13 protein-coding genes are annotated in these 14,769 nt (G+C 65.6%); 8 read left to right on the forward strand and 5 right to left on the reverse strand.

Features of this window, described 5'->3' with window-relative positions:
* Positions 1 to 22 precede the first annotated feature (22 nt).
* Positions 23 to 760, reverse strand: coding sequence for a ComF family protein (locus CCZ28_RS18240; protein WP_140220279.1), 738 nt, complete (start codon positions 758 to 760; stop codon positions 23 to 25).
* Positions 761 to 818: 58 nt separating this feature from the next.
* Positions 819 to 1,115 (reverse strand): hypothetical protein, encoded by a 297-nt coding sequence (locus CCZ28_RS18245; RefSeq protein WP_058768042.1) that lies wholly within the window; start codon positions 1,113 to 1,115, stop codon positions 819 to 821.
* Between the two features lie 112 nt (positions 1,116 to 1,227).
* On the opposite strand from CCZ28_RS18245, the gene CCZ28_RS18250 reads away from it, so the two are divergent.
* Positions 1,228 to 1,929, forward strand: a complete 702-nt coding sequence (locus CCZ28_RS18250) for an alpha/beta fold hydrolase (RefSeq protein WP_140220280.1) — start codon at positions 1,228 to 1,230, stop codon at positions 1,927 to 1,929.
* Here CCZ28_RS18250 and CCZ28_RS18255 read toward each other — a convergent pair.
* Positions 1,926 to 2,762 carry an isocitrate lyase/PEP mutase family protein gene (locus CCZ28_RS18255; protein ID WP_140220281.1) on the reverse strand — a complete coding sequence of 279 codons (837 nt, stop codon included), beginning with the start codon at positions 2,760 to 2,762 and terminating at the stop codon, positions 1,926 to 1,928. The genes CCZ28_RS18250 and CCZ28_RS18255 overlap by 4 nt on opposite strands.
* 117 nt (positions 2,763 to 2,879) lie before the next feature.
* On the opposite strand from CCZ28_RS18255, the gene CCZ28_RS18260 reads away from it, so the two are divergent.
* Complete coding sequence (locus tag CCZ28_RS18260) at positions 2,880 to 3,464, forward strand: cupin domain-containing protein (RefSeq protein ID WP_140220282.1); 585 nt, start codon at positions 2,880 to 2,882, stop codon at positions 3,462 to 3,464.
* Here CCZ28_RS18260 and CCZ28_RS18265 read toward each other — a convergent pair.
* Together CCZ28_RS18265 and CCZ28_RS18270 are read right to left on the reverse strand one after the other, a co-directional pair.
* Positions 3,461 to 3,883, reverse strand: a complete 423-nt coding sequence (locus tag CCZ28_RS18265) for a DUF1810 domain-containing protein (RefSeq protein ID WP_140220283.1) — start codon at positions 3,881 to 3,883, stop codon at positions 3,461 to 3,463. The two genes, CCZ28_RS18260 and CCZ28_RS18265, sit on opposite strands and share 4 nt — an antisense overlap.
* A 71-nt stretch (positions 3,884 to 3,954) precedes the next feature.
* Complete coding sequence (locus tag CCZ28_RS18270; protein ID WP_140220284.1) at positions 3,955 to 5,289, reverse strand: MFS transporter; 1,335 nt, start codon at positions 5,287 to 5,289, stop codon at positions 3,955 to 3,957.
* 164 nt (positions 5,290 to 5,453) lie between these two features.
* On the opposite strand from CCZ28_RS18270, the gene CCZ28_RS18275 reads away from it, so the two are divergent.
* From CCZ28_RS18275 to CCZ28_RS18300, 6 genes are all read left to right on the forward strand, one after another.
* A complete protein-coding gene (locus tag CCZ28_RS18275) occupies positions 5,454 to 5,777 on the forward strand; it encodes a thioredoxin family protein (RefSeq protein WP_140220285.1) in 324 nt (107 codons plus the stop codon).
* 123 nt (positions 5,778 to 5,900) lie between these two features.
* A complete protein-coding gene (locus CCZ28_RS18280) occupies positions 5,901 to 7,706 on the forward strand; it encodes a phenylacyl-CoA dehydrogenase (RefSeq protein ID WP_140220286.1) in 1,806 nt (601 codons plus the stop codon).
* Positions 7,707 to 7,892: 186 nt separating this feature from the next.
* Entirely contained in the window at positions 7,893 to 9,662 is a 1,770-nt protein-coding gene (locus CCZ28_RS18285; protein WP_140220287.1) for an acyl-CoA dehydrogenase C-terminal domain-containing protein, read from the forward strand.
* A 359-nt stretch (positions 9,663 to 10,021) separates the two neighbouring features.
* Entirely contained in the window at positions 10,022 to 10,180 is a 159-nt protein-coding gene (locus tag CCZ28_RS18290; RefSeq protein ID WP_007159763.1) for a YqaE/Pmp3 family membrane protein, read from the forward strand.
* Positions 10,181 to 10,412: 232 nt separating this feature from the next.
* Positions 10,413 to 13,946 (forward strand): response regulator, encoded by a 3,534-nt coding sequence (locus CCZ28_RS18295; RefSeq protein ID WP_140220288.1) that lies wholly within the window; start codon positions 10,413 to 10,415, stop codon positions 13,944 to 13,946.
* A 3-nt stretch (positions 13,947 to 13,949) separates the two neighbouring features.
* A complete protein-coding gene (locus CCZ28_RS18300; protein ID WP_058760278.1) occupies positions 13,950 to 14,768 on the forward strand; it encodes a CheR family methyltransferase in 819 nt (272 codons plus the stop codon).
* Position 14,769: the final 1 nt, after the last annotated feature.

Below are 14,769 nucleotides of genomic sequence, written 5' to 3' on the forward strand. Positions count from 1 at the left end.
GAGTGACGTTTTGGTGACATCGCTATTCGCCGGGCGGCGGCGTACGGGCCAGGCAATAGACATCGACCCTTCGGACGCCGGCGCGCTTGAGCAGACGTGCCAGGCTATCCGCGGTAGCGCCAGTGGTCAGGACATCATCCACCAGAGCCACATGGCGACCGGCCAGCTCGGCCTCATCCAGCAGGGCGAACGCCTGCTTGAGATTGCGCCGACGTTCGCTGGCGGTCAGGCCCTGCTGGCTGTGCTGTTCCTGCACACGCTGTAACAATTTCGCGTTCACCGGCAGGTGCAGAGGCTTGCCGAGCCAGCCGGCTAGCAGGGCGGCCTGGTTGAAGCCGCGCTGCCGCAGCCGTTGGGGCGACAGGGGCACCGGCAGCAACAGTTCCGGGCGTGGCTGGCCTTCGTCGAACAGGTGTTGCAGATGGCGCGCCAGCAGCGCCCCGGCCAGGCGGCCATGACTGCCCCGATCGCGATGCTTGAAGCCGTTGATCAGGCTGTCGACCGGAAAGGCATAGCGCCAGGGCGCCAGTACCTGGTCGAAGGCCGGCGGCTCGGCCAGGCAGCCGCCGCAGACAAGTCCGTCCACCGGCAGTGGCAGGGCGCAGCACTGGCAGTGCGACCCGAGCCAGGGCAGCTCGCTTTCGCAGCCTTCGCACAGGGCGAGCCCAGGCGGTAGCCAGGTACCGCACAGGGCACAGGCCGTTCCGGGGCGCAGACGCTGCCAGTGACGCTGGAGATAGCGGTAGAGGGGGTTCGACATGCCGGCATCCGTGCCGTGAAGAGTCCCTACTGTGCCAGGCCGCGGCCTGGGCTACCAGTCAGCCGCGGATCAGCCAGCTCATCACCATCAGGCCGAGGATCAACCAGATGATGCCGCCCACCACCGAGCGCGCCATGAAGGCCCGCACCGCGGCGTAGAGCAGCAACAGGCCGATGGCCAGGACCACGAAGCTGATGTAGGAGTCGTCCATGCCGATGGAGCGGGCCATGCCATGGAGGAAGTCGTGCACGGCGTCGGCGATGCCGCCCAGGACCGAGCCGAAAAGGTCGATGATGAAACGGATGACTTGGCCGATCGCCGCGCCGAGCCAGTCGAAGAAGCCTTCAGTACGCATGGATGTTTCCGAGTCCTTGGCAATGTCCCTTGGAACCTGCAAAGCCCGCCGGGTTCGCCAGCGATCCGCGCTACACTGCGCGTTTTCCGCCGTGTCCCTCAAGTCCTCTGTGATGACAGCTACCGATTCGCTACCTCTGGTCCTGCTGCCCGGCCTGCTCTGTGACGAGCGTCTCTGGGCCACCCAGGCCGCCGACCTGGCCGATACCTGCCCCGTGCAGATTCCCGATCTCACCCGGGATGACGGTATCGCCGCCATGGCCCGCCGGGTGCTGGCCGAGGCGCCACCGCGCTTCGCCCTGGGCGCCCTGTCCATGGGCGGCTACGTGGCCTTCGAGATCCTGCGCCAGGCCCCGGAGCGGGTGGCGCGGCTGGCCCTGTTCGATACCATGGCCAGCCCGGACGCCCCCGAGCGCGCTACCCAGCGCCGCGCCATGCTCGAACTGGCCGAGCGCGGTCGCTTCCTCGGCATCAGCCCGCAGCTCCTGCCCCGCTTGATCCATGCCTCGCGCCTGGGCACCCCGGTGGCCGACACCGTCCTGGCCATGGGCAAGGCGGTGGGCAAGGAAGCCTTTCTGCGCCAGCAGCGGTCGATCATCGAGCGTGTCGACTCGCGTCCGACCCTGGCGCAGATCCAGATACCAACGCTGATCGTGGTCGGCGCCCAGGACCAACTCACCCCGCCTGCCGAAGCCGAACTCATGCACGCCGGCATCCAGGGCTCGCGCCTGGTGGTGCTGGACGACTGCGGTCACCTGCCACCGCTGGAGTTGCCGGAGCGGACCACGGCGCTGTTGCGGGAGTGGTTGGCCTAACCCTTCTGCTCTTCCGCTGCAAGCAAAGCGGCCAGCGTAGCGCCCGGAATGGCCTCCCGGGCGTAGCCGAAGGTGCCCTGGGTGCGCACCTCCTGGGCCGCCCTCAGCAGGGCACCGAAGGCTGCCCGAGCGAAAGATCCGCCCACGCTGATCCGCCGCACACCCACGGCGCTGAGTTCTGCGACCGAAAAGGTCGGGCCGGCAAGGCCCATGACCACGTTCACCGGCTTGTCGACGGCCGCACAGACCATCCTGATCGACTCCAGATCCGGCAGGCCTGGGGCATAGAGCACATCCGCCCCCACCGCGGAGAAGGCTTGCAAGCGCCTGATGGTGTCGTCCAAGTCCGGGCGACCGCATAGGTAATTCTCGGCGCGTGCCGTCAACAGGAAGGGGCGTCCCCGCGCCGCTTCCGCCGCGGCTTGAATACGCTCCACCGCCAGGGAAAAGTCGTAGAGGGGGCTGACCGGATCACCAGTCGCATCCTCGATGGAGCCACCGACCAGGCCTACGTCACAGGCCAGGCGGACGGTCTCGGCGCAGGTCTCCGGCGCGGCGCCAAAGCCTGCCTCCAGATCGGCCGATACCGGCAGGTGGGTCGCGGCAACGATTTCCGCGGCATTGGCCAGCAGCTCCTCGCGGCTAAGGGTGGCGCTGGAGTCGCGCTTACCCTTGGCGAAGGCATAACCGGCACTGCTGGTGGCCAGCGCCTCGAACCCCAGGCTGGTCAGCAGCCGTGCAGAACCTGCATCCCAAGGGTTGGGAATGACGAAAGCCTCGTCGAGGGCGTGCAGATGCTGGAAGCGGGCGAATTTTTCGCGTTGGTTCGTCATGGGCGTTCCCTCTCGATGACGCAGGGACTATAGCCAGGGAAAGGTACGTTTCGTCCAGCGACAGGAACCCGCTGTCGCCCAGACCCTCCACTGGACGAGCCCTGTCGAGGAATCGTCATGCGTCGCCAATCCTTATCCATCCTGTCCTTGGTGCTGGGCCTCGCGCCCACCGCCGTCGCTCTGGCCGCGCCAGCGGGTAATGGCCAGCCCGAACAACTGCACTTCGCCGATGATGGCCTTATTCCCAACAGCCGCCTGCCCGTGCTGCTCTATCGCCAGGTGCCCCTGGACGGCGCCGACCGTGCGGCGGCCCTGGAGCGGCTGTTCGCCGACCATGACTGGCCACCGCAGTGGCGCTATGGCGTCTACGATTACCATCACTACCACCCCAATGCCCACGAGGTACTGGGCGTGGCGCGTGGTCAGGCGACCCTGCGGCTGGGCGGTGAACAGGGCCAGGACGTGGCCGTGGCGGCCGGTGACGTGGTGGTGCTACCCGCGGGTACCGGTCACCGCAGCCTGGCGTCCAGCCCGGACTTTCTGGTGGTGGGCGCCTATCCACCTGATCAGCAGGACTTCATCACCCAGCACGCCGATCCCGCAGCCCATGCCCGCGCGCTCCAGGTGATCGCCCAGGTACCCTTGCCGACGACCGATCCGGTGACTGGTCGTGATGGCGCACTACCCGAACTCTGGCGCTAACAAAGCCGCGTCAGGGTGGCCTCGTCCGGCTGGCCGGCGAAAAAGGTCTTCAGTGCCTGGCGAAAGGGTTCGGGATCTTCGGCCACGGCGGCGAAGAGGGTGAGGCTGGAGTGGAACTTGAGATCGTCCGGCTGCCCGAACAGAGTCGTGGCGGACAACTCTGGATGTTCCAGCGTCGCTGCAGTGATCTCTCGCAGGCGCGGGCCCAGGACGGGGTGCGCCAGGTAGGCGCTGGCCTCGTCGCGAGAGGCGATGGCGTAGCGCTGCGCCGTCTCGCTACGGCCGAGCCCGGCGAGCTGTGGAAAGACGAACCACATCCAGTGGCTACGCTTGCGGCCGGCGCGGATCTCCGCCAGGGCGGTTGCATAGGTGGTCGCCTGGGCATCGATGAAGCGTTGCAGATCGGGTGAGGCGGGCATGGGGGAAACTCCGGGCCTTTTGCCTATCGGCAGGCCGGCCCGGAGGAAGTGCCGGCGATGAGACGAGCGGTCTAGCCACGTACCGCGCGGTAGCCGGTCTCGCCGCCCTCGGCGACCTCGTCCAGATCGACCCGCGAGGTTTCCGGCAGGCTCAGGCCGCCGACCAGGCCGAGCAGGGCGATCAGGATCAGATAGAGCGCCGGCGAGAGGTTGCTGCCGGTGGCGCCGATCAGCCAGGTGGCCATTAGCGGCGCGGTGCCGCCGAAGATGGTGTAGGCCAGGTTGTAGGTGATGGCGCCAGCGGTGTAGCGGGTGCGGGTCGGGAAGACCTCGCTGAGCAGCGGCGCCGTCACCACGTTGCACAGCACCGCACCGGCGCCCAGCAGCAGGCAACCCAGCAAGGCGCTGCCGAATTGGCCGCTGCTGGCCAGCAGCAGGGCTGGATAGACCCCTACGGCCAGCACCAGGCTGGCCAGCACCGTGGTCATGCGGCGGCCGATGCGATCGGTGACGCGCCCGAGCAGCGGGCAGGCGCAGGCGGCGGCGAACAGGCTGATCAGGCTGATGGCCAGCGCCGCGGCGCGGTTGAAGCCGCCGGCCACCTGCAGATAGGTGGAGAAGTAGGTGGTGAACATGTAGAAGGACAGCGCCGTCAGCGAGATGAAGGCGCCCAAACGCAGAATCGAGCGACCTTGCAGCCGTAGGGTTTCCCCCAGCGGCGAATGGCTGACTTCATGCTCCGACTCCAGGGCCTGGAAGGCCGGCGTCTCGTCGAGCTTCAGACGTAGATAGAGACCGATCAGGCCCAGTGGGGCGGCGGCCAGGAAGGGGATGCGCCAGCCCCAGTCGGCCATGGCGGCGGAGCCCAGCAGCCGTTCCAGGCCCCAGGCGGTCAGGGCCGCGCTGGCGAAGGCCAGGAAGGTGGACACCGGCACGAAGCTGCCGTAGCGCCCACGCCGATCGCGCGGCGAATGCTCCATCACGTAGGCGCAGGCACCGGCGTATTCACCGCCAGCGGAAAAGCCCTGGGCGCAGCGGATCGCCGTCAGCAGGATCGGCGCCCAGATGCCGATGGTGGCGTAGCTGGGCAGGATGCCGATCAGGGCGGTGGCGCCGGCCATGATCAGGATGGTCAGCGCCAGGGTGCGCTTGCGGCCGATGCGATCCCCGAGCAGGCCGAAGACGATGCCGCCCAGGGGGCGGAAGGCGAAGGCCACGGCGAACACGGCGAAGGTCTTGAGCAAGCCGGCGGTCGCATCGCCGCTCGGGAAGAAGTGCGCCGCGAGCAGGGTGGCGAGAAAGCCGTAGAGGGCGAAATCGAACCATTCGACGAAATTGCCGATGGAGGCGGCGGAAATGACCTTGCGCAGGGTGGCGGGTGAAACAGGAGTCGCTGTCTGGCTCATGGCGGGCCTCAGGAGAAGAAAGGAGACGGAGGCAGAAGGGAGGCGCCTTGTTATGGTTGTGGGATCGGGGCGTACCGCAGGATCGACGCTAGCCCTTTTCGCGTGACCGAGCAGTCCCCGCAACGACTTGTCCACCCTTGGAACCGACTTCAGGAGCTGCCCCAATGCCCATGACCTCCGACTACGCCGCCCAGGAGCCCGCCCGGGCCGACGTCGATGCCTTGCCCGGCGTGACCCTCGTCGAGTTCGGCGCCCCCTGGTGCGGCTATTGCCGCGCTGCCCAGCCACTGCTCGCCACCGCGCTGGCGGAGTACCCCACCGTGCGCCATCTCAAGATCGAAGATGGCTCCGGACGACGTCTGGGCCGCTCCTTCCGCGTCAAACTCTGGCCCACGCTGATCCTGCTCAAGGACGGCCAGGAACTGGCGCGACTGGTGCGCCCGAGCACGGTGGCAGAGCTGACCGAGGCCCTGGCCCTGGCAGACTGACCGGTCGCTCCGCCATGCTTGACAAGGCAAGGGCTAGAACATAAGTTTCAAACAACTGTTTAAACGCTTGCGGGCAGCGGCCCGCCTTCCTCGACAACAAGCATTCGCAAAGAGGTAACAGTCATGCCCGAATACAAGGCTCCCCTGCGGGACATCCGCTTCGTTCGCGACGAACTGCTGGGCTATGACGCGCACTACCAGAGCCTGCCTGGCTGCGGTGATGCCACCCCCGACATGGTCGCCGCCATCCTCGAAGAAGGCGCCAAGTTCTGCGAGCAAGTGCTGGCTCCTCTCAATCGCGTCGGCGATCAACAGGGCTGTACCTGGAGCGAGGAGGGCGTGAAGACCCCCGACGGCTTCAAGGAAGCCTATGCCCAATTCGTCGAAGGCGGTTGGCCGAGCCTGGCGCATAGCCCGGCCCACGGTGGCCAGGGCCTGCCCGAGTCCCTCGGTATTTCCCTGTCGGAGATGGTCGGCCAGGCCAACTGGTCCTGGGGCATGTACCCCGGCCTGTCCCACGGTGCCATGAACACCCTGGAACAGCATGGCACCGAAGAACAGAAGAAGGCCTATCTGGAAAAACTGGTCAGCGGTGAGTGGACCGGCACCATGTGCCTCACCGAGCCGCACTGCGGCTCCGACCTGGGTATGCTGCGCACCAAGGCCGAGCCGCGTCCGGACGGTAGCTACGCCGTCACCGGTACCAAGATCTTCATCTCCGCCGGTGAACACGACATGGCCGAGAACATCGTCCATATCGTGCTGGCTCGCCTGCCCGACGCCCCCGCTGGCACCAAGGGTATCTCGCTGTTCATCGTGCCCAAGCGCCTGCCCGACGCCAGCGGCGCGGCCGGTGAGCGCAACGCCGTGCATTGCGGTTCCCTCGAACACAAGATGGGCATCCACGGCAACGCCACCTGTGTGATGAATTTCGACGGCGCCACCGGCTTCCTGATCGGCCCGCCGAACCGTGGCCTGAACTGCATGTTCACCTTCATGAACTTCGCCCGCATCGGCACCGCCCTGCAGGGCCTGGCCCATGCCGAGGTGGCCTTCCAGGGCGGCCTGAAGTACGCCCGCGAGCGGCTGCAGATGAGATCCCTGACCGGTCCCAAGGCACCAGACAAGCCCGCCGACCCCATCATCGTGCACCCCGACGTGCGGCGCATGCTGCTGACCATGAAGGCCTTCGCCGAAGGCAGCCGGGCGATGATCTATTACACCGCCAAGCTGGTGGACATCCTCAAGTACAGCCAGGACGAGGAGCAGAAGCAGCAGGTCGAGACCCAGCTGGCCTTCCTCACCCCCATCGCCAAGGCCTTCATGACCGAGGTCGGCTTCGAAGCGGCCAGCCACGGCGTGCAGATCTATGGCGGCCACGGCTATATCGCCGAGTGGGGCATGGAGCAGAACCTGCGCGATGCCCGTATCGCCATGCTCTACGAGGGCACCACCGGCATCCAGGCTATCGACCTGCTGGGTCGCAAGGTGCTGATGACCCAGGGTGAATCGCTCAAGGCCTTCACCAAGGTGGTGCACAAGTTCTGCCAGGCCCAGGCCGAGAATGCCGAACTCAAGGCCTTCGTCGAGCCGCTGGCCAAGCTGAACAAGGAGTGGGGCGAGATCACCCTCAAGGTCGGCATGGCCGCCATGAAGGATCGCGAGGAAGTGGGGGCCGCTGCCGTCGACTACCTGATGTACTCCGGCTATTGCTGCCTGGCCTACTTCTGGGCCGACATGGCCCGGGTCGCGGCCGAGAAGCTGGCCGCCGGGACCGACGAAGCTGCCTTCTACCAGGCCAAGCTGGCCACCGCGCGCTTCTACTACCAGCGCCTGCTGCCGCGTACCCGCGCCCATGCCGAGGCGCTGCTGGCCGGCGCCGGCAGCCTGATGGCCCTGGCCGAGGAAGACTTCGGTCTGGGTTACTAAGAGGTCGAGGCTCTACTGAAAACCCCGCTCCGGCGGGGTTTTCGTGTTTTCGCGGGCGCGAAAATTCGGCGCTGGCGGACCTCTGATCGGCTGACCAGCGGGTCAGATCATGAACCTATGTCTCCCTTTCGGTTCGGTCTTACACTCGGGTCATACCGACAAGAATACCTTCCGAGGAGACTCGACATGGCCGACTATACCCCGCCGCTTCGCGATATCCGTTTCGTGCTGGATGCCGTCCTCAAGGTCAAGGAACGCTGGAGCCAGTGGCCCGCGCTGGCCGAGGTGGTCGACGGCGAGACCGCCGACGCCATCCTCGAAGAAGCCGGCAAGCTGTGCGCCCAGGAACTGGCGCCGCTCAATCGCAATTCCGATGAAGAAGGTTGCCATTGGCAAGACGGTGAGGTGACCACGCCCCAGGGCTTCCGCCAGGCCTACCAAGCCTTCGCCGAGGGCGGCTGGGTCGGTGTCGGCGGTGATCCCGTATACGGCGGCATGGGCATGCCCAAGGTGCTCACCGCCCAGGTCGAAGAGATGATGCACGCCAGCTGCCTGGCCTTCGGTCTCTATCCGATGCTCAGCGCCGGTGCCTGCCTGGCCCTGCACGCCCACGGCAGCGAAGCGCTCAAGCAGGCCTACCTGCCCAATCTCTACAGCGGCCAGTGGTCCGGCTCCATGTGCCTGACCGAGCCCCACGCCGGCACCGACCTGGGCCTGATCCGCACCCGCGCCGAGCCCCAGGCCGACGGCAGCTACCGCGTGACCGGCACCAAGATCTTCATCACCGCCGGCGAGCATGACCTCACCGAGAACATCATCCATCTGGTGCTGGCCAAGCTGCCCGATGCTCCAGCCGGGTCCAAGGGCATCTCGCTGTTTCTGGTACCCAAGATACTGGTGGACGAGGCGGGCAACCTGGGCGAGCGCAACGCCGTGGCCTGTGGCTCTCTGGAGCACAAGATGGGCATCAAGGGCGCCGCCACCTGCGTGATGAATTTCGATGGCGCCGTCGGCTATCTGGTGGGCGAGGTCAACAAAGGCCTGGCCGCCATGTTCACCATGATGAATTACGAGCGCCTGGGCGTGGGCATCCAGGGCCTGGGGTCGAGCGAACGCTCCTACCAGAATGCCCTGGCCTACGCTCGCGAACGCCTGCAAAGCCGGTCGCCGGCCGGTATCCAGCAACCGGCCAAGAGCGCCGATCCGATCATCGTCCACCCCGACGTCCGCCGCATGCTGCTGACCATGAAGGCACTCAACGAAGGCGGCCGCCTGTTCTCCAGCTACGTTGCGCTGCAGCTGGACACCGCCAAGTACAGCCCCGAGCCCGCCGAGCGAGAACGCGCCGAGGCCCTGGTGGCGCTGCTCACCCCGGTGGCCAAGGGCTTTCTCACCGACCTGGGCCTGGAGTTGTGCGTGCATGGCCAGCAGATATTCGGCGGCCATGGCTACATCCGCGAATGGGGCCAGGAGCAACTGGTGCGCGACGTGCGCATCACCCAGATCTACGAAGGCACCAACGGCATCCAGGCGCTGGACCTGGTGGGCCGCAAGCTGGCCGGCAGCCGCGGAGCCCTCTATCGCCCCTTCAGCGAAGAGGTCCATCAGTATCTTGCCGGTCTGGCGGCGGACAACGAATTCGCCGCGCCCCTGCGCCAGGCGCTGGATCAGTTGGACGGCGCGACCGAGTGGCTGTTGCAGGCCGGCGCCAGCGATCCCCATGAGCTCGGCGCTGCCTCGGTGGACTACCTGCACCTGTTCGGCTATGTCGCCTATGCCTATCTCTGGGCGCGGGCCGCAGCTGCCGCGGCGGATCAGGAAGCCAGCTTCGCCGAAGCCAAGCTCGCCACGGCACGTTTCTATTTCGCCCGCCTGCTGCCGCGCACCCTGAGCCTGGCGGCGGCCGTACGCAGTGGCGCGCAGTCGCTCTACGCCCTGGCCGAGGAGGCTTTCTAAATCTTTGAGTGACAAGGCAAAAAGCGCATCCGTGTAAGCCAAGGCTTACACGACGTCGCCGTGATACGCCATCGCCGAGGGGCCTGCGGCTGCGTAATCTACACCCATCGGATCGCGGTACAGGATGTGCCCAGCGCTCCAGATGATTTCAAGGAAATGTGGCCAGGATGGCCCCCCGGCAAGGATGTCGGGCAGAGACTCTCAGGGATAGATGGCCAAGGATTGGCGGCCCGACAAGGATGTCGGGTTAAGTCTACGAAACCCCGCTTCGGCGGGGTTTTTTATTGCCTGCCGGAACCTGATTAGGGGCCTGCCAGTCTTAGCAGCATCTTCTTGCCTGCCTTGTACTGGAGTCTGAAATGGACCTCATCCGCCTCATCTTCGCCATCATCCTGCCTCCGGTGGGCGTTTTCCTGCAGGTCGGCTTCGGCGGCGCCTTCTGGCTGAACATCCTGCTGACGCTGCTGGGTTACATTCCGGGTATCATCCATGCCGTCTGGGTGATTGCCCGCCGTTGATGTGATGCGCCAACGCGCTTTGCGCGCGTAGCGCCGGCTGCGCTGAAAGCGCTTGGGAAGCCGAATTTACGCAAGGTAAAGGCGTCTTCGCGGGCCTTTCGAGGTTAGCTGGCCGTGCGTGGCAGGTGCGTCGAACGGCCTTCGACCGCATAGCGGTCGCTGACGGCACACTCCTGCAGGTGGGGGCCCAGCCGTCGCCGACCGTTTCGTTCTGTACAAGGCTTTCAGACCCATGAATCGCGAGTCGCCCCTCGATCAGAAGCATTTCAGCCAGATCCTCAAACGCAATCTCTCGCTGCCTCTGAGCATCGGCGTCTTCAGCGCGATCTTCTTCATCGCCATCATCTATTACCTGCTGCGGGTCACCCAGTGGGTCGAGCACACCGACCGCGTCATCAGTACTGCCAATGCCAACTTCCGCTTGGTGGTCGACTTGGAAACCGGGATGCGCGGCTATCTGCTGAGCGGCAATAACAGCTTCCTGCAACCCTATGAGCGCGCCTTGCCCGATGTCGAGCCGCAGCTCGACGAACTCAAGGCCCTGGTCAGCGATAGTGCCGTGCAGGTCCGTCGGCTCGAGCGGATCGAAGCGGTGCACCGCGAGTGGCGTGACTATGCGAACCGGGTGATCGAGGCGAGGCGGCAGGGTGGCGATTTCCAGACGCCCCTGAACGACGGCCAGGGCAAGAATCGCATCGACAGCATCCGTCGCGACTACACCGACTTCATCGCCTACGAAGAGCAGATGCGCGCCGAGCGGACCGAGACCGCCAGCCGTATGACGGTGATCTTCGTCGCCGCCTTCCTCATCGTCAGCCTGTTGCTCTCGGTCATCATGGCCTTCTTCGGTCGCCGTGAACTCATGCGGCTCTCCGCAACCTACACCCGCCTGCTCGATCAGCAGGCCGATCACACCGAGAGTCTGGAGCGGCAGAGCTGGTTCCGCTCGGGCCAGAACCAGCTGTCCGAGGCGGTCATCGGCCAGGCCGCGCTCGCGCCCCTGGGGCAAAGCATCCTGCAATTCCTGGCGCGCTATCTGGGCGCTGCTGCCGGGGCCCTCTATGTGAGACTCGACGACGGCAGCCTCGAACGGGTCGCCGATTACGCCCTGGACGACGAAGGACGCCGCCGCCGCCAGCGCCTGGCGCCGGGCGAAGGCCTGGCCGGGCAAGTCGTGCTGGAAGGACGCAGCTTGGCGCTGGATCAACTGCCGGCCGACTACCTCAAGGTCAATTCCGCCTTGGGCGAGCGCGAAGCCAGCGCCGCGCTCATCGTGCCCATCGAGAACGACGGGCGGGTGAATGGCGTGGTGGAACTGGGCTTCCTGCGTGCCCTGCGGCCGCAGGATGAAGAGCTGATGACGCTGATCGCCGATTCCATCGGCTCTTCGGTGGAGGCCGCGCGTTATCGTCAGCGCCTGCAGCAGGTGCTGGCGGAAACCCAGCAGCTCAACGAAGAGTTGCAGGTCCAGCAGGAAGAGCTGCGCACCGCCAACGAGGAGCTGGAAGAACAGTCCCAGGCGCTCAAGGAATCCCAGGTGCACCTGGAGCAGCAACAGGCGGAGCTGGAGCAGACCAACGAGCAACTGTCCGAACAGGCCCAGGAACTCCTGCAGCAGCGCGACGTGCTGGACGACCGCAACAATCGCCTCAACGAAGCCCAGCAGCTGCTGGAAGAACGCGCCCGTGAGCTGGAGCGCGCCAGCCAGTACAAGTCCGAATTCCTGGCGAACATGTCCCATGAGCTGCGCACCCCGCTGAACAGCTCGCTGATCCTCTCAAAGCTGCTGGCGGACAATCCCGCCGGCAACCTGAGCGACGAGCAGGTGCGCTACGCCGAATCGATCTACTCGGCGGGCAACGATCTGCTCACCCTGATCAACGATATCCTCGACATCTCCAAAGTCGAGGCTGGCATGCTGGAGATCCGCCCCGAGCAGGTATCCATGCGTCGTCTGGTGGAAAGCCTCAAGACCGCCTTCGAGCCGATTGCCCAGAACAAGGGCGTCGCCTTCGTGGTGGAGCTGGATGCGCGGATGCCCCCGGCATTCTTCAGCGATCGCCAGCGGGTCGAGCAGATCCTCAAGAACCTGCTGTCCAACGCCTTCAAGTTCACCGAGCACGGCCAGGTCACCCTGCGCCTGTCCCTGGACGACGGCCAACCCAGCTTCGCGGTGAGCGATACCGGTATCGGCATCGCTCCGGAACAGCAGGAGTTGATCTTCGAGGCCTTCCGCCAGGCGGACGGTGCCATCACCCGTCGCTACGGCGGCACCGGCCTGGGGCTGTCGATCTCCCGTGACCTGGCACTCTTGCTGGGTGGCACCCTGACCGTCACCAGCCAGCCGGGCGAGGGCAGTACCTTCACCCTGCGCCTGCCGCTGGAGTACCAGGAAGCCGCCGCACCCAGCCTGCCGGTAACGCCGGTCACGGCTCCCGTGGCCGCTGTGCCTGTCGCGACACCTACCCCGGCGCCGGTCCTGGCCACCACACCGCGGCCGCCCGCCGCGCCACCGGTCACCGAGGCAGCGGCCCCTGTGGGGAGCGCCTTCACCGACGACCGGGACAGCTGGCCCTATCCGGATCGCCGGGTCCTGGTGATCGAGGATGAAGTGCCCTTCGCGCAGATCCTCTTCGATCTCGCCCATGAGCTGAAATACAGCTGCCTAGTGGCCCATCGCGCCGAAGAAGGCTTCGCCGCCGCGCTGGAGTACAGACCTGACGCCATCCTGCTGGACATGGGGCTACCCGACCATTCCGGCCTGACGGTGCTGGAGCGCCTCAAGGAAAATCCGCTGACCCGGCACATTCCGGTGCACGTGGTCTCGGCCTCGGATCGCATCGAGACCGCCATGCACATGGGCGCGGTCGGCTATGCCATCAAGCCCACCACCCGTGACGAACTCAAGGAGGCCTTCGGCCGCCTGGAAGCCAAGTTCGCCGCCGGCATCAAGCGGGTGCTGCTGGTGGAAGACGACGCCCTGCAGCGTGACAGCATCGCCAAGCTGATCGGCGACGTGGATGTGGAGATCACCGCGGTGGAGATGGGTAGCCAGGCCCTGGCCCTGCTGCGCGACGAGGTCTACGACTGCATGGTCATCGACCTCAAGCTGCCCGACATGGAAGGTGGCGAGTTGCTCGAACGCATGGCCAGCGAGGACATCTGCTCCTTCCCGCCGGTGATCGTCTATACCGGCCGCAGCCTGTCGCGTGACGAAGAAGCCTCCCTGCTCAAGTATTCGCGCTCCATCATCATCAAGGGTGCCCGTTCACCGGAGCGCCTGCTCGACGAGGTGACGCTATTCCTGCACAAGATCGAGGCCGACATGCCGATCGATCGCCAGCGCATGCTGGAGAGCGCCCGCAGCCGTGAGAAGGCCTTCGACGGCCGCACCCTGTTGCTGGTGGACGACGACGTGCGCAACATCTTCGCCCTCACCAGCGCCCTGGAGCAGAAGGGCGCCAAGGTGGAGATCGCCCGCAACGGCCTGGAAGCCTTGGAGAAGCTCGACAACAGCGACACCATCGACCTGGTGCTGATGGACATCATGATGCCGATGATGGACGGCTACGAAGCCATGCGAGAGATCCGCAAGCGGCCGCACATGAAGAAGCTGCCGATCATCGCCATCACCGCCAAGGCCATGAAGGACGACCAGGAGCGCTGCCTCGCCGCTGGCGCCAGCGACTACCTGGCCAAGCCCATCGACCTGGATCGGTTGTTCTCGCTGATCCGCGTCTGGATGCCGTCCCTGGAGCGGCTGTAGGTCATGAGCGAGCGGCTGCAGGACATCGAGCTGAGGTTGCTGCTGGAAGGCATCTTCCTCAGATACAGCCACGATTTCCGCAATTACTCCAAGGCCTCGCTCAAGCGCCGGGTACTCCAGGCGCTGACCCGCTTCGACTGCCCGAGCATCTCGGCGCTGCAGGAGCGGGTGCTGCGCGATCCGGCGCTGTTCGCCGAGCTGCTGCAATTCATCACCATCCCGGTGAGCGAGATGTTTCGCGATCCGGGCTACTTCCTCGCCCTGCGCCAGCAGGTGGTGCCGGTGCTGCGTACCTATCCCTCGCTCAAGGTGTGGATTGCCGGCTGCAGCACCGGCGAGGAAGTCTTTTCGATGGCCATCCTGTTCCAGGAAGAAGGGCTGCTCGACCGCACCCTGTTCTATGCCACCGACATCAATCCCCGCTCCATCGAGAAAGCCCGTCAGGGCATCTTTCCGCTGGAGCGGATGCGCGCCTATACCGCCAGCTACCAAAAAGCCGGCGGCACCCGCGCCTTCTCCGACTACTACACCGCGGCCTACGACGGCGCGCTGTTCGACAAATCGTTGATCGCCAACGTGACCTTCGCCGATCACAGCCTGGCTACCGACAGCGTCTTTTCCGAGACCCAGCTGGTGTCCTGCCGCAACGTGCTCATCTACTTCAACAAGAATCTGCAGAATCGGGCGCTCGGGTTGTTCCACGAGTCCCTGAGTCACCGCGGCTTTCTCGGCCTGGGCAGCAAGGAGTCGCTAGACTTCTCCGCCTATGCCAACCACTTCGAGCCGGTGGTGAAGCAGGAACGACTGTTCCGCAGGCTCTAGC

This window comes from Pseudomonas oryzihabitans (genome assembly GCF_006384975.1).
GTDB lineage: Bacteria > Pseudomonadota > Gammaproteobacteria > Pseudomonadales > Pseudomonadaceae > Chryseomonas > Chryseomonas psychrotolerans_B.

Excerpts from the sequence above, each read along its gene's own strand:
- CCZ28_RS18250 (WP_140220280.1), top strand. The coding sequence starts at position 1,228 with ATGACAGCTACCGATTCGCTACCTCTGGTCCTGCTGCCCGGCCTGCTC.
- CCZ28_RS18255 (WP_140220281.1), bottom strand. The coding sequence starts at position 2,762 with ATGACGAACCAACGCGAAAAATTCGCCCGCTTCCAGCATCTGCACGCC.
- CCZ28_RS18265 (WP_140220283.1), bottom strand. The coding sequence starts at position 3,883 with ATGCCCGCCTCACCCGATCTGCAACGCTTCATCGATGCCCAGGCGACC.
- CCZ28_RS18240 (WP_140220279.1), bottom strand. The coding sequence starts at position 760 with ATGTCGAACCCCCTCTACCGCTATCTCCAGCGTCACTGGCAGCGTCTG.
- CCZ28_RS18245 (WP_058768042.1), bottom strand. The coding sequence starts at position 1,115 with ATGCGTACTGAAGGCTTCTTCGACTGGCTCGGCGCGGCGATCGGCCAA.
- CCZ28_RS18295 (WP_140220288.1), top strand. The coding sequence starts at position 10,413 with ATGAATCGCGAGTCGCCCCTCGATCAGAAGCATTTCAGCCAGATCCTC.
- CCZ28_RS18285 (WP_140220287.1), top strand. The coding sequence starts at position 7,893 with ATGGCCGACTATACCCCGCCGCTTCGCGATATCCGTTTCGTGCTGGAT.
- CCZ28_RS18280 (WP_140220286.1), top strand. The coding sequence starts at position 5,901 with ATGCCCGAATACAAGGCTCCCCTGCGGGACATCCGCTTCGTTCGCGAC.
- CCZ28_RS18260 (WP_140220282.1), top strand. The coding sequence starts at position 2,880 with ATGCGTCGCCAATCCTTATCCATCCTGTCCTTGGTGCTGGGCCTCGCG.
- CCZ28_RS18300 (WP_058760278.1), top strand. The coding sequence starts at position 13,950 with ATGAGCGAGCGGCTGCAGGACATCGAGCTGAGGTTGCTGCTGGAAGGC.
- CCZ28_RS18290 (WP_007159763.1), top strand. The coding sequence starts at position 10,022 with ATGGACCTCATCCGCCTCATCTTCGCCATCATCCTGCCTCCGGTGGGC.
- CCZ28_RS18270 (WP_140220284.1), bottom strand. The coding sequence starts at position 5,289 with ATGAGCCAGACAGCGACTCCTGTTTCACCCGCCACCCTGCGCAAGGTC.
- CCZ28_RS18275 (WP_140220285.1), top strand. The coding sequence starts at position 5,454 with ATGCCCATGACCTCCGACTACGCCGCCCAGGAGCCCGCCCGGGCCGAC.